A 13,952-nucleotide genomic window follows, 5' to 3' on the forward strand; every position below is an offset into this window, starting at 1 on the left:
GGTCCGATATCCGCTCACTCGCAGGCGCCTTGACCTGCCCCACCCTCGCCACACCACAACCAACGAGACACCGACCACAAAGTCACCGGCATTGGGACTAGTAGGACTTCGGGAGGCCGAGGGTGTGCTGGGCGACGTAGTTGAGCACCATCTCGCGGCTGACCGGGGCGACCCGGCCGACCCGGGTGGCGGCCAGCAGCGCGCCCAGCCCGTACTCCTGGGTGAGGCCGTTGCCGCCCAGCGTCTGCACCGCCTGGTCGACGGTACGGGCGGCGGCCTCGCCGGCCGCGTACTTGGCCATGTTGGCGGCCTCCCCGGCGGCCAGGTCCTCCCCCGCGTCGTAGAGCAGCCCGGCCTTCTGGGTCATCAGCCGGGCCAGCTCGATCTCCACCGCGCACTGGGCCAGCGGGTGGGCCAGGCCCTGGTGGGCGCCGATCGGGGTGGACCAGACGGTGCGGGTCTTCGCGTACTCGACGGCCTTGCCGAGGGCCTGGCGGGCCAGGCCGAGGGAGAACGCGGCGGTCAGCACACGCTCGGGGTTGAGGCCCGCGAACAGTTGCAGCAGGCCGGCGTCCTCGTCGCCGACCAGGGCGTCGGCGGGCAGCCGGACGTCGTCCAGGAAGACCTGGAACTGCTTCTCGGGGGCGACGAGTTCCATCGGTATCGCCCGGTACTCGAAGCCGGCGGCGTCGCGCGGGACGATGAACAGGCAGGGCTTGAGCCTGCGGCCCCCGCCGGTGTCCGCGGTCTCGGTGCGGGCGACGAACAGCACGGCGTCGCAGTGGTCGATGCCGGAGACGAACACCTTGCGGCCGGTCAGCAGCCAGTCCCCGCCGTCCCGGCGGGCGACGGTGGAGATCCGGTGCGCGTTGGAGCCGGCGTCCGGCTCGGTGATGCCGAAGGCCATCTTGCGGCTGCCGTCGGCGAGTCCGGGCAGCCAGCGCTGCTTCTGCTCCTCGGTGCCGAAGCGGGCGATCACGGTGCCGCAGATCGCCGGGGAGACGATGAGCAGCAGCAGCGGGCAGCCGGCCGAGCCCAACTCCTCCAGCACGATGGCCAGATCGGTGATGCCGCCGCCCCCGCCGCCGTACTCGGCGGGCAGGTTCACGCCGAGGTAGCCGGCCTTGCCCGCGTCCGCCCACAGCTCGTCGGCGGGCTCGCCGGCCCTGGCCTTGGCCATGTAGTAGGCGGAGCCGTAGCGGCGGCCGAGGTCGCCGACGGCCTGGCGCAGGGCCCGGCGTTCTGTGGTCTCGATGAGCTGACTGCCGATGGTGGACATGCGGGGTCCTTCCTCAGGCTTCTGCGGCGGGCTGGACGGCGGCTGGTGCGGTCGGCTCGGCGGTGGGCTGGACGGCGGCTGGTGCGGTCGGCTCGGCGGCGGGACCGGCCTCGGGCTGCACGACGGCGAGCAGGGTGCCGAGTTCGACCTGCCGGCCGGGGGCGGCGTGGAGTTCGACCAGGACGCCGTCGGCGGGGGCGGTGACGCGGTGCTCCATCTTCATCGCCTCCAGGACCAGCAGCGGCTGACCGGCGGTGACGGTGTCGCCGACGGCGGCGGTGGTGCGCACGACGGTGCCGGGCATCGGGGCGAGCAACGCGCCCGGGTCCGCCCGGGCGGCGGGGTCGGGGAAGCGCGGCAGGGCGGTGAGCGCGATGCCGCCGTTCGGGGTGTCGACGTACACCCGGTCGCCGTAGCGCGCGACGCGGTGGCCGCGCCGGACGGCGCCCTCGCGCAGCGTGACCTGCTCGGGCGAGGCGTCCAGGAGTTCCGTCCGCGGGTGGCCGTCGGCCCGCAGGCCGTCCCGGGTGAGGCGGTAGCGGACCTCCAACTCGGCGCCGTCGTCGGTACGGTAGCGCTTGGACTGCGGCTGCGAGGGCAGGTTGCGCCAGCCCGACGGCAGTGCGCCGTGCGGCCCGGTGCGCCGGGCGGCGGCGTCGGCGAGGGCGGCGGCCAGGGCGGCGCGCGCGGTCTCCTTGTCGTCCGGGGCGGTGAGTTCGGCCGCGTGCTCGACCAGGAAGCCGGTGTGCAGGCGTGCGGCCAGGAAGGCCGGGTGCCGCAGCGCGCGGACCAGCAACTCCCGGTTGGTGGCGGGCCCGTGGACCTCCGCGCGGGCGAGCGCGTCGGCCAGCCGGCGGGCGGCGGCGGCGCGGGTCGGCGCCCAGGCGATCACCTTGGCGAGCATCGCGTCGTAGTGCGGGGTGATCTCGTCGCCGGCCGTCACGCCGGAGTCCAGCCGGACGCCCCGGCCGCCGAACTCCTCGTGCGGCACGGTGAGTTCGATGCGGTGCAGGGTGCCGGTGGCGGGCTGCCAGTCCTTCGCCGGGTCCTCCGCGTACAGCCGGGCCTCGATCGCGCAGCCGGTGGCGGGCGGCGGGACCGGCCCGGGCAGCCGCTCCCCCTCGGCGACGGCGAGTTGAAGCGCCACCAGGTCCAGTCCGGTGACCGCCTCGGTGACCGGGTGCTCGACCTGGAGGCGGGTGTTCATCTCCAGGAAGTGGAACCGGCCGTCCTCGCCGAGCATGAACTCGGCCGTACCGGCACCGGTGTAGCCGATCGCCCGGGCGGCGCTGACGGCCGCCGCGTGCAGCCCGGCGCGCACCGCCTCGGGCAGGCCGGGGGCCGGGGCCTCCTCGATCACCTTCTGGTGCCGCCGCTGGAGCGAGCAGTCCCGGTCGCCGACCGCCCAGACCGTGCCGTGCGCGTCGGCCAGCAGCTGGACCTCGACGTGCCGCCCGGCGGGCAGGTAGCGCTCGCAGAACACCCCGTCCGAGCCGAAGGCCTTCGCCGCCTCGGCGCGGGCGGCGGCCAGTTCGCCGGGGAGCTCCGCGAGCGTGCGCACCACCCGCATGCCGCGTCCGCCGCCACCCGCCGCCGCCTTGACCAGGAGCGGCAGGTCGGCCTCGGTGGGGTCGGTCAGGGCGTCCAGCACGGGCACCCCGGCCGCGGCCATCAGCCGCTTGGCGGCCGTCTTGGAGCCCATCGCGGCGATCGCGGCCGGCGGCGGGCCGACCCAGACCAGCCCGGCGTCCAGCACGGCCTGCGCGAACCCGGCGTCCTCCGACAGGAATCCGTACCCGGGGTGGACGGCGTCCGCGCCCGCCGCCAGCGCGGCGCGGACGATCAGGTCGGCGCGCAGGTAGGTGTCGGCGGGCGCGGCGCCGGGCAGCCGCACGGCCGCGTCGGCCTCACGGACGTGCGCGGCCCCGGCGTCCGGGTCGGAGTGGACGGCGGTGGTCGCGACGCCCAGGGCCCGGCAGGTGCGGAAGACCCGGCGGGCGATCTCGCCACGGTTGGCGACCAGCAGGTTGGTGATCATGTCTCGGGTGCCCCTCACAGCTCCGCCTCACAGCTCCGTCTCGCAGCTCGGTCTCGCAGCTCGGTCGAACAGCTCGGTCTCACATCCGGAAGACGCCGTAGCCGCGCGCGCCCTCGACCGGCGCGTTGTGGATCGCGGACAGGCACAGGCCGAGCACCGTACGGGTGTCGCGCGGGTCGATCACGCCGTCGTCGTACAGCCGCCCGGACAGGAAGACCGGCAGCGACTCGGCCTCGATCTGCTGCTCGACCATGGCGCGGATCGCCGCGTCCGCGTCCTCGTCGTACGGCTGCCCCTTCGCGGCGGCCGACTGCCGGGCGACGATCGACAGCACCCCGGCGAGCTGCTGCGGGCCCATCACCGCGGACTTGGCGCTCGGCCAGGCGAACAGGAAGCGCGGCTCGTACGCCCGCCCGCACATGCCGTAGTGGCCGGCGCCGTAGGACGAGCCGATCAGCACCGACAGGTGCGGCACCCGGGAGTTGGCGACGGCGTTGATCATCATCGCGCCGTGCTTGATGATGCCGCCCTGCTCGTACGCCCGGCCGACCATGTAGCCGGTGGTGTTGTGCAGGAACAGCAGCGGGATGTCCCGCTGGTTCGCCAACTGGATGAACTGGGCGGCCTTCTGGGACTCCGCGCTGAACAGCACGCCCTGCGCGTTCGCCAGCACGCCGACCGGATAGCCGTGCAGCCGGGCCCAGCCGGTGGCCAGGCTGGTGCCGTAGAGCGGCTTGAACTCGTCGAAGTCGGAGCCGTCGACGATCCGGGCGATCACCTCGCGCGGGTCGAAGGGCACCTTGAGGTCGCCCGGGACGATGCCCAGCAGCTCCTCCTCGTCGTACTTCGGCGGCTCGGCGAGCCGGTCCGGCGACGGGCCCGGCTTGCGGTGGTCCAGCCGGGCGACGATCCGGCGGGCCAGCCGCAGCGCGTCCGCCTCGTCCGCCGCGAAGTGGTCGGCCAGACCGGAGGTGCGGGCGTGCATCTCGGCGCCGCCGAGCGACTCGTCGTCGGCCTCCTCACCGGTGGCCATCCTGACCAGCGGCGGGCCGCCGAGGAACACCTTGGCGCGCTCCCTGACCAGCACGGTGTGGTCCGACATGCCGGGGACGTAGGCGCCGCCGGCCGTCGAATTGCCGAACACCACGGCCACGGTGGGGATTCCGGCGGCGGAGAGCCGGGTGAGGTCGCGGAACAGCGCGCCGCCGGGGATGAAGATCTCCTTCTGGCTGGGCAGGTCGGCCCCGCCGGACTCGACCAGGTTCACCACCGGGAGGCGGTTGTCGAACGCGATCTCGTTGGCGCGCAGGGCCTTGCGCAGGGTCCACGGGTTGCTGGCGCCGCCGCGCACGGTCGGGTCGTTGGCGGTGATCAGGCACTCCACGCCCTCGATCACGCCGATGCCGGTGACCAGCGCCGCGCCCACCGGGTAGTCGCTGCCCCAGGCGGCCAGCGGCGAGAGCTCCAGGAACGGCGAGTCCGGGTCGACCAGCAGCTCGATCCGCTCGCGCGGCAGCAGCTTGCCGCGGGCGCGGTGGCGGTCCACGTACTTGGGGCCGCCGCCGGCCAGCGCCTTGGCGTGCTCGGCGTCCAGCCCGGCGAGCTTGGCGAGCATCGCGGCGCGGTACTCGGCGTACTCGGGCCCGGCCGGGTCGACGCGGGTGGGCAGCACGGTCACAGCAGGGCCTCCGGGATGTCGAGGTGGCGGGAGCGCAGCCACTCCCCGAGGGCCTTGGCCTGCGGGTCGAAGCGGTGCTGGGCGGCGACGCCTTCGCCGAGCAGGCCGGTGAGGGTGAAGTTGACCGCGCGCAGGTTCGGGAGCAGGTGCCGGGTGACGGGCAAGTCGGCGGTCTCGGGCAGGAGTTCGCGCAGCTTGTCGACGGTGAGGGTGTGGGCGAGCCAGCGCCATCCCGCCTCGGAGCGGGCCCAGACGCCGAGGTTGGCGTCGCCGCCCTTGTCGCCGCTGCGGGCGCCGGCCACCAGGCCGAGCGGGGCGCGGCGACGCGGGCCGGCGGGGGGTTCTGCGGGGAGTGCAGTTGGGAGTGCTGCGGGGAGCGTCGGCTCTTCGGAGGCCTCGGCCGGCCGGCTCGTCACCGGGGCCGGCGGGACGGCGAGCCGGCGGCCGTCCGGTAGCACGGCGATGTGCTCGACGACCTCGGCGTCGACGTACGCGGCGGCGAACACCCCGTACGGCGCGCCGGGGCCTGGCGGCGCGGTGAGGTGGAAGCCCGGGTAACCGGCCAACCCCAACTCCACGGCGGCCTTGCCCAGTTCGCGCCCGACCTTGGCCTGGTCCGGGTCGCGGGCGGTGAGCCGGAGCAGGGCGGAGGCGGCCTCCTCGGTGCCGGCGTCCGGGTGGTCGGTCCGGGCGAGCGTCCAGCGCAGTTCGGCGGGCCGGGCGGCGGGCGGCAGGGCGTCCAGGAACTGCCGCCGCACCAGGTCGGCCTTGGCTTCGATGTCGAGGCCGGTGAGGACGAACACCACCTCGTTGCGGTGGCCGCCGAGCCGGTTCAGGCCCACCTTCAGCGTGGGCGGCGGCGCCTCGCCGCGCACCCCGTCGATCCGGACCCGGTCCGGCCCCTCCTCGGCGAGCCGCACGGTGTCCAGCCGGGCGGTGACGTCCGGGCCCAGGTAGCGCGCACCGCCCGTCTCGTACAGGAGTTGGGCGGTGACGGTGCCCGCGGTAACGGCGCCGCCGGTGCCCGGGTGCTTGGTGATCACGCTGGAGCCGTCGGCGTGCAGTTCGGCGATCGGGAAGCCCGGGCGGGTGACGTCGTGCTCGCGGAAGAACGCGTAGTTCCCGCCCGTCGCCTGGGCGCCGCACTCCAGCACGTGCCCGGCGACCACCGCCCCGGCGAGGGCGTCGAAGTCCGTCGCCGTCCAGCCGAAGTGGGCGATCGCGGGCCCGGCGACCAGCGCCGCGTCGGTGACCCGCCCGGTGACCACCACCTCGGCGCCCGCGGCCAGGCAGGCCGCCACCCCGAAGCCGCCGAGGTAGGCGTTCGCGGCCAACAGGCCGTCAGGCAAGCCGAGTTCGCTCCTGCGCGGCAGCAGGTCGTCCCCCTCGACGTGGGCGACGGCCACCGCGAGGCCCTGGCGCTGCGCCAGGTTCCGCAGTTCGGCGGCGAGCCGGGCCGGATTCAGCCCGCCCGCGTTCACCACGATCCTCACCCCGCGCTCCTGCGCCAGGCCGAGGCACTCCTCCATCTGCCGCAGGAACGTCCGGGCGTAGCCGAGGGACGGGTCCTTCAGGCGGTCCCGGGCCAGGATGAGCATGGTCAGCTCCGCCAGGTAGTCCCCGGTGAGCACGTCCAGCGGCCCGCCGGTGAGCATCTCCCGCACCGCCGCGAAGCGGTCCCCGTAGAACCCCGAGGCGTTGCCGACCCGCAGTACCGAGCGTTCGCGCGCCAAAGCGCCTCCCCTGCCGACGGGTTGGCGACGCCCCCACACGAGCGCCGCCGGGCAGCAGCGTGGCACCGGGTGCGAAAAAAAGCAATCACGCCTGCTTGTTTCGAGCCGATGGCCACACTCGACAAGGCCGCGTACGGCCCGATTCTCCGAAACCCGACTGACATCGGCCCGTCGGTGCGACACGATGTCCGTCCGTCGTACTGGCGAGTGAAAGGCAGTCCGCATGCCGCATCCCGCACCGCGACCGGCTCCCGACTCGACCCGCCTGCTCACCGCGGAACTGGTGGTGGACATGGCCGCCCCCGCGGCGCCGGCCATCTCGCCGGACGGTCGCCTGGTCGCCTACGGCGTGGTCGCGAACAGTGGAAGGGACGGACGCCCGCACAGCTCGGTCTGGGTCGCCGCCGCCGATGGCAGCGCCGCCCCGCGCGGGCTGACCGACGGCACGGCCCGCGCCGCCGCCCCGAAGTGGGCGCCGGACTCGGCTTCTCTGTTTCTCACCTCCGACCGCGAGGAGCGGGGCACCGCTCAACTCCGGCGGATCCTTCTGGACGGCAGCGAGGACATCGCCCGGGCAGAGCCCCTGACCAGGTGGCGCGGGGGCATCTGCGACCACTACCCGCTCGCCGACGGCCGCACCGTGGCGCTGCTCGCCGAGGACGAGCCCACCCCGGAGGACGAACGCCGGGAGGCCGAGGGTGACGACGCGAAGGTCTGGGGCCGGCACCTCCCCGCCACCCGGCTGCGCCTGCTCGACCTGGCGACCGGCGTGGTCCGCACCGTGGACGGCCTCGGAGACCGCCATGTCGTGGAGGTGGCCCAGCGTCCGGACGGCGGCCCGCTGGCCGTGCTGAGCTGGGCCACCCCCGAGCTCGACCCCGGCGTGACGACGGCAGGACTGCACCTGGTCGCCCCGGAGACGGGAGCCGTCCAGGACCTGGGCCCGGTCGGATTCGAGGCCCGGTCCCCGGTCTGGTGGCACCACGACGGTGAATGGCATCTGGCCCACCTGGCGGTGAGCCCCGGGCACTTGGTCGGCGCGCTCGCCGTGATCGACACCGTGCCGCCGGCGACCGGCCCGACCGTCGAACAGCGCGATCTCACGGTCGGCATGTCCGCCTGCCCCACCGAGCTGGTGCAGGTCGCCGACGGGCCGCCGCTGGCGCTGTTCGCCGACGGGCTGGACACCGCGCTGTACCGGCTCGATCCGCAGTCGCTGCGGTTCCACCGGTTGTCCTGCGCGCCCGGCACGCCAGGCACGTTCAGCACGCCCGGCACGCCAGGCACGTTCGGCACGCCCGGCACGCTCGCCGGGCTCACTGCGAGTCGCTCCGGAACGACCCTCGCCGTGCTGCTGAGCACCGCGCGCGAGCCCAGGAACGTCCACGCCGGCCCCACGGGCGGGCCACTGCTCCGGCTCAGCGACACCAGCCCCGAACTGCGCGGGATCCGCTGGGGCGCCCAGGAACGGCTCGGCTACCAGGCGTCCGACGGACTCCAGTTGGACGGCCTGCTGATCCTGCCGGCCGGCCGGACTCGGGGCCAGGGCCCGTTCCCGCTCGTCACCATGGTCCACGGCGGCCCCTACTTCCGCCATGCCGACGAGTTCACGCTCACCGCGGTCGACTGCGGCCAGTGGCTGGCGACCGCCGGATACGCGGTCTTCCTGCCCAATCCCCGGGGCGGGTCGGGCCACGGCCATGAATTCGCCGCCGTGGTGGCGGGCGCGGTGGGTGGCGACGAGTGGACCGACATCCTCGCCGGGATCGACCTGCTGGTCGCCGAGGGAGTCGCCGATCCCGAACGCCTGGGCATCTCCGGCTGGAGCCACGGCGGTTTCATGGCGGCCTGGGCCATCGGCCAGACCGGGCGGTTCAAGGCCGCCATGATGGGCGCGGGCATCACCGACTGGGGCATGCAGGCCGGGACCGGCGAGTGGGGAGCCATGGACGCGGCGCTCGGCGGCAGCACCGGCTGGAACGGGCCGGGACCGCACCTCCACGACCGGAACAGCCCGATCTCCTACGCGTCCCGGATCCGCACCCCGGTCCTGATCCTGCACGGCGAGCAGGACACCAACGTCCCCCTCGGCCAGGCCGTCCACTTCCATCGCGCACTGCGCCACTTCGGCGTCGAGCACGAGTTCGTCGTCTACCCCCGGGAGGGCCACGGGCTGCGCGAGCGCGCCCATCAACTCGACGCCCTCCGGCGCGTCCGCGCCTGGTACGACCGCTGGCTGTGAGCCCGTACCCGGGAGGGCATCGAGTCGTGATCGACGAGTGGCGGAACCCGAGCAGGATCAGCGGTGCTTGAACTCCTCGATGGCCTCCCGGACGGTGTTCTTCATCTCCTCGCTGCCGATGTGCCCCGAGTCCTCGGAGATGTGCAGCCGCGCGCCCGGCCACGCCTTCGCCAGCTCCCAGGCCGTCTGCACCGGGCAGCCCATGTCGTGCCGGCCGTGCACCAGCACCGCCGGGATCCCGGCCAGCCTGTGGGCGTTGCGCAGCAGTTGGTCCTCCTCAAGCCAGGCGCCGTTGCTGAAGAAATGGGCGCAGATCCGGACGAACGCGATCTGCTCGTCGACCTCCCGGGCGCTGTACATGCCGGGAGAGCCGTTGGGCTCGTTCGAGATGACCGCGTCCTCCCAGGCGAGCCAGCCGGCGGCGGCCTTCGCCCGGACCGCCCGGTCGGGGTTCTCCATCAGCCGCGCGTAGGCGGCGAGCAGGTCGCCGTCCCGCTCGTCCTCGGGCACGCCCTCGCGGAACCGGTCCCACGCCTCGGGGTAGAAGGACCCGGCGCCCTGGTAGAGCCAGTCGGTCTCGGCCCGGCGGGTCGTCGTCACCGCCTGGATGATGATCTCGCTGACCCGCTCGGGGTGCTGCTGCGCGTAGGCCAGCAGGAGGGTCGAACCCCAGGAGGCGCCGTTCAGCAACCACCGCTCGATGCCGAGGTGTTGGCGCAGCCGCTCCATGTCGTCGATCAGGTGCTGCGTGGTGTTCAGGCTCATGTCCGCCGCCGGGTCGCCGGCGTGCGGGGTGCTGCGGCCGCAGTTGCGCTGGTCGTAGCGGATCACGCGGTAGCACTCCGGATCCCACGCCCGGGTGGGCCGGTCCGGCGTCCCCGCGCCGGGGCCGCCGTGGACGTACAGGACGGGCTTGCCCTCGGGGTTGCCGAGCTGCTCGTAGTAGACCCGGTTGCCGTCTCCGGTGTCGAGGAAACCGTGGCCGTAGGGACTCGTCGGAGGATAGAGATCAACCATGACCGTCGATCCTAGGGCGCGGGCGCGCTCGGGGCCCGCGCTTTTCCGCCCAACCCGCTTCGCGGGAACGGCCGTTCGGCCGGCCTCAGGGCGTTTCAGTCCAGCGGGAGGGCCATCTCCAGGATGCGGGCCTGCGGGTCGAGCCCGTACGGGGTCTCCCCGCCGGTGTAGGTGAAGCCCCGGCGCAGGTAGAAGGCGGCGGCGCGGGCGTTCGCCTCGTGCACGCCGAGCAGCATCCGCTTGGCGCCGCCCTCGGTGCGGGCCCAGTCGGTGGCGGCGTCCAACAGGGCGTCCGTCACGCCGCGTTCGCGGCCGCGGTGTTCCGGGGCCACCCAGACGCCGATCAGGACGGCGGTCGCGGCCTGGTCCCGGTCGGGGACGGAGAGCATCGTGCCGACCCATTCGCCGTCCGGGTCGACGGCCACCAGGCCGACGCTGCCCGGCTCGTTCACCCGCGCCGTCCGGGCCCGCCAGTCGGCCTCGCCCAGGGCCTGCGCCGCGGCGTGGGTCTCGCCGAAGGCTATCGGGAAGTCGAGGAGCTGGGCCAGCCGCACCTTCCGCAGGCGCTGCCAGTCCTCGGCCCCCATCCGCTCGATCCGGTACCGCATGCTCTCCGACCCCCACTGCCGCAGCCGCCTTCGCCGGCGGTGGTCACCTCCGGCGAAGGCAGCATAGCCGCAGGTCAGGGCCTGATGCAGACCGGTCACGGCTTGACGCTCAGGGCTTGATGCGGACCGGTCAGGGCTTGACGCTCAGGGCTTGATGCGGACCACCTGCGGGTCGTGGTCGCTGGCCTGCTGGGCGAACTCGGCGTTGATGTGCACCACGTCGTACTTGGCGTAGCCGACCTCGGGGCTGACCAGGATGTGGTCCAGCACCTGCGAGTTGCCCTGGTAGACGTACGAGTACTGCTCGGTCTCCGGCAGTTCGTTCACCAGGTCGCGCAGCACGCCGTCCTTGGTGAGCGCGGCCAGCGCGGGCGAGAACTGGTAGTCGTTGAAGTCGCCGAGCGAGACGACGCGCGCCTCCTTGTCGGCGGCCAGCAGCTTGGCGACGAAGGCCTGCTCGATGGTGGCCTGCTTGACCCGCTGCACCTCGGAGCTGCGGGTGGGGGCCTGGAAGCGGCTGTCGATGCCCTGGTCGCCGCCCTTGCTGTTGAAGTGGTTGGCGATGACGAAGACCTTCTTGCCGCGGAAGGAGAACTGTCCGACCAGCGGCTTGCGGCTGTTGGTCCACGCGTCGTCGGTCGGGGCGATCCGGCCGGGCGAGGCGGTCAGCGCGGTGGTGGCGCCGCTGCCGGCGACGTCCACGGCGCTGGTGGCGGCGCCGCCGGGGATGTCGGTGAAGGAGACCTGCTGCGGGTTGAACAGGAACACCTGCCGGATGTTGCCGCCCGGCTCGCCGCCGTCCTTGCCGTCCTGCGGGTCGATCGAGCGCCAGTCGTACGCCGGGCCGCCGGCCGCCTTGATCGCGGCGATGAACTTGGCCACGGTCTGGCTCGCGTCGACCGTGCCGTCGTTCTTGGCGCCGTTGTTGTCCTGGATCTCCTCCAGGGCGACGATGTCGGGCGAGCGCAGGTTGGTGACGATGCCCTGGGCCAGCTCGGCGAACTTGGCGTCCGGGTTGCCGGGGGCCAGGTTCTCCACGTTGTACGTGGCGATGGCGAGTTCGCGGTCGGCCGCCTTGGCGGTGACCTCGCGCTGGAGGTGGTTGTCCTGGAGCGTGCCCAGGGTGCCGGCGACGAGGGTGTAGCCGCCGAACTGGTTGTAGTCCAGCGGGCCGGTGGTGGTGCCGGTCAGCACGTCGCCCACGTTGGCCACCGGGAACGGCTGCTGCGGGGTGACCGCCGCCTGCTGCTGCACCATCAGGCGGCCCACGTTGGGCTCCGCGTACGACTCGTACAGCACGCCGCCGCGCTTGCTGCGCTGGTCCTGCCGGTCGGCGGCGACCCACAGCTCGTTGTACTTGTCCGTCGCCTGTATCACCCGGACGTCCTTGACCTGGACGAGCATGCCCTCCAGCGACTCGTAGAAGTCCAGGGCGTACTTCTCCGGGTCGAGCGGCAGCGCGTCGATGCTGCCGCCCGCGGGCGCCGGCGGGGCGTAGGTGCCGGGGATGTTGCGGGTGTCGACGACCACCGGGGCCGGCAGCGGGTTGCCGGAGGACAGCACCGTGACGGCGGGGCCGGTGAGCTCGGTGACGGACTGCGAGCCGCCCGCGAAGTTCGGGTAGTACTCGGTGACCTTGCCGCTGACCAGGACCGAGTCGCCGGCCTTCACGATCGGGTTGCCGCCGGTGTAGACGAAGATGCCCTCGCTGGTGGCCGGGTCGGCGTCGGGGTTCGGGTCCTGCATCCAGAAGCCCTTGGCGCTGCCGTAGGCGCGCACGCCGGTGACGACGCCGGGCACGCCGGTGACGGGCTTCCCGGCCTGCGGGGAGATCCGGGTGGTGCCCTGGATGTCGTGGATGCGCAGCGGTCCGGCCTCGGTCGGCCCGGCCGGGGCGGCGGCGTTCGCCGCGTTCGTGGCGGCGTTCGCGGCGGTGGGCGCGGCGTTCGCGGCCGGCAGCGGGACGAGCACCAGCGAGGCGGCCAGTCCGGCCGGGAGGATCGCGGCGCGCAGCAGGGCCCGGCGGGGGCGGGGAGCGGGGGCGGTGGTCACCGGGGCATGACTCCTAGCTCCGTCGTGCGGCACGGTCGTGGCACGGCGGTCGAGGGTGGAGCGGGGCACAGGGCGCGTCGTCCACCCGGCGGGTCTGCGGCCGCCGGGCCGTGACGCATGGTCAGGCGGCGTGCCCATGGCACGCGCTACCCGCGTAGATGAAGCGGAAGCCGGTCACCCGCCCCCCGCAGCGCCCCCAAGATACGCGCGTAGAAAATGACGCGACAAGACCCCGTCAGTGAACTTCTGGTTCCGCTTCGGCGTCCGCCCCGGCCCCTGTTCCTATCCCCGCTCCTATCCCCGTCCCTTCAGCCCGTCCCTTCAGCCCGCTCCTTCAACCTGCCTCGACGGCCCCTCAGCCCGCCTCGATCCGCTCCACGATCAGCTCGCACAGCTCGTGGGTGCGCAGCGCGTCGTGCGCGTCCAGGGTCTTGCCGGCCCGAACGGCGTCCAGGAAGGACAGCACGCACTGCTCGATGCCGCGCTGGCGGGCGACGGACACCCAGTCACCACGCCGGCGGACGGTGGGCTGGCCGCGGTGGTCGATCACCTCGGCGAGGTTGTGCACCGCCCGCTTGGAGTCGGCGCCGGAGACCTCCAGGATCTCCTCCGTCGAGCCGGAGAGCCGGTTCATGATGCCGAGCGCCGTGAAGCCGTCCCCGCCGAGGGTCAGGACGACGTGCTCGACCAGCCCGTCCCGGACGCGGGCGCGGACGTCGACGTGCTCGATCTCGCCGGGGGCCAGGAAGCGCAGGGTGTCGACGACGTGGATGAAGTCGTCGAACACCAGGGAGCGGGCGGCCTCGGCGAGGCCCTCGCGGTTCTTCTGCAGGACGATCAGGTCGCGGGGGCGCTCCTTGGCCTGGGCGTAGCCGGGCGCGTGCCGGCGGTTGAAGCCGACCATCAGCGAGCGGCCCGTCCGGTCGGCGAGGTCGACGAGCCGGCGGGCACCGTCGACGGTGTAGTCGAGCGGCTTGTCGACGTAGACGTCGACACCGGCCGTCAGCAGCTGCTCCACGATCGGAACGTGCTGGCTGGTCGCGGCGTGCACGAACGCCGCCCGGATCCCGCTCCCGATCAACTCCCCGAGATCGGTGAAGCGATTCTCCGGCGCAATCCGGTGCGCGTCACCGATCCGGTCCAGCTTCGCCCCGTCCCTGGTCATCAACCGCAGGTCCAGCGCCGGCAACCCGCCCAGGACCGGCAGATACGCCTTCTGCGCAATGTCACCGAGGCCGATCACCCCGACCGGGAGCAGGCCGTCAGGAACAGAGGTCGAGCTCATACGAATCTCCATACTCATGC

The 13,952-nt window shown here is 73.4% G+C and carries 9 protein-coding genes; 1 reads left to right on the forward strand and 8 read right to left on the reverse strand.

The window, feature by feature from the left end; all coding sequences use genetic code 11:
- Positions 1-97: 97 nt before the first annotated feature.
- From ACIO9K_RS10670 to ACIO9K_RS10685, 4 genes are all read right to left on the reverse strand, one after another.
- Positions 98-1,279, reverse strand: coding sequence for an acyl-CoA dehydrogenase family protein (locus ACIO9K_RS10670; RefSeq protein WP_363621641.1), 1,182 nt, complete (start codon positions 1,277-1,279; stop codon positions 98-100).
- Between the two features lie 13 nt (positions 1,280-1,292).
- Positions 1,293-3,317, reverse strand: coding sequence for an acetyl/propionyl/methylcrotonyl-CoA carboxylase subunit alpha (locus tag ACIO9K_RS10675; RefSeq protein ID WP_400328416.1), 2,025 nt, complete (start codon positions 3,315-3,317; stop codon positions 1,293-1,295).
- Positions 3,318-3,396: 79 nt separating this feature from the next.
- Positions 3,397-4,995: a carboxyl transferase domain-containing protein gene (locus tag ACIO9K_RS10680; protein WP_363621637.1), complete on the reverse strand. Its 1,599-nt coding sequence runs from the start codon at positions 4,993-4,995 to the stop codon at positions 3,397-3,399.
- On the reverse strand, positions 4,992-6,728 hold the full coding sequence (locus tag ACIO9K_RS10685) for an acyclic terpene utilization AtuA family protein (RefSeq protein ID WP_400328419.1): 1,737 nt from the start codon (positions 6,726-6,728) through the stop codon (positions 4,992-4,994). The genes ACIO9K_RS10680 and ACIO9K_RS10685 overlap by 4 nt, the downstream gene beginning before the upstream one ends.
- A gap of 223 nt (positions 6,729-6,951) precedes the next feature.
- Between ACIO9K_RS10685 and ACIO9K_RS10690 the strand changes: the two genes are divergently transcribed.
- The gene (locus ACIO9K_RS10690) at positions 6,952-8,970 is read left to right on the forward strand and encodes a S9 family peptidase (RefSeq protein WP_400328421.1); all 2,019 of its coding nucleotides are present in this window, start codon (positions 6,952-6,954) and stop codon (positions 8,968-8,970) included.
- Positions 8,971-9,027: 57 nt separating this feature from the next.
- Here ACIO9K_RS10690 and pip read toward each other — a convergent pair whose 3' ends face one another.
- From pip to ACIO9K_RS10710, 4 genes are all read right to left on the reverse strand, one after another.
- Positions 9,028-9,987, reverse strand: coding sequence for a prolyl aminopeptidase (gene pip / locus ACIO9K_RS10695; protein WP_400328423.1), 960 nt, complete (start codon positions 9,985-9,987; stop codon positions 9,028-9,030).
- Between the two features lie 95 nt (positions 9,988-10,082).
- Positions 10,083-10,694, reverse strand: a complete 612-nt coding sequence (locus ACIO9K_RS10700; RefSeq protein WP_363621629.1) for a GNAT family N-acetyltransferase — start codon at positions 10,692-10,694, stop codon at positions 10,083-10,085.
- A gap of 45 nt (positions 10,695-10,739) precedes the next feature.
- The gene (locus ACIO9K_RS10705; RefSeq protein WP_400328942.1) at positions 10,740-12,554 is read right to left on the reverse strand and encodes an endonuclease/exonuclease/phosphatase family protein; all 1,815 of its coding nucleotides are present in this window, start codon (positions 12,552-12,554) and stop codon (positions 10,740-10,742) included.
- 448 nt (positions 12,555-13,002) lie between these two features.
- Positions 13,003-13,932, reverse strand: a complete 930-nt coding sequence (locus ACIO9K_RS10710) for a Gfo/Idh/MocA family oxidoreductase (RefSeq protein ID WP_363588877.1) — start codon at positions 13,930-13,932, stop codon at positions 13,003-13,005.
- Positions 13,933-13,952 lie beyond the last annotated feature (20 nt).

The sequence above is a fragment of the Kitasatospora sp. NPDC087271 genome, assembly GCF_044744605.1.
Classification (GTDB): domain Bacteria; phylum Actinomycetota; class Actinomycetes; order Streptomycetales; family Streptomycetaceae; genus Kitasatospora.

Coding starts and splice junctions, on each gene's coding strand:
- ACIO9K_RS10690 (WP_400328421.1), top strand. CDS start 6,952: ATGCCGCATCCCGCACCGCGACCGGCTCCCGACTCGACCCGCCTGCTC.
- ACIO9K_RS10710 (WP_363588877.1), bottom strand. CDS start 13,932: ATGAGCTCGACCTCTGTTCCTGACGGCCTGCTCCCGGTCGGGGTGATC.
- ACIO9K_RS10675 (WP_400328416.1), bottom strand. CDS start 3,317: ATGATCACCAACCTGCTGGTCGCCAACCGTGGCGAGATCGCCCGCCGG.
- pip (WP_400328423.1), bottom strand. CDS start 9,987: ATGGTTGATCTCTATCCTCCGACGAGTCCCTACGGCCACGGTTTCCTC.
- ACIO9K_RS10670 (WP_363621641.1), bottom strand. CDS start 1,279: ATGTCCACCATCGGCAGTCAGCTCATCGAGACCACAGAACGCCGGGCC.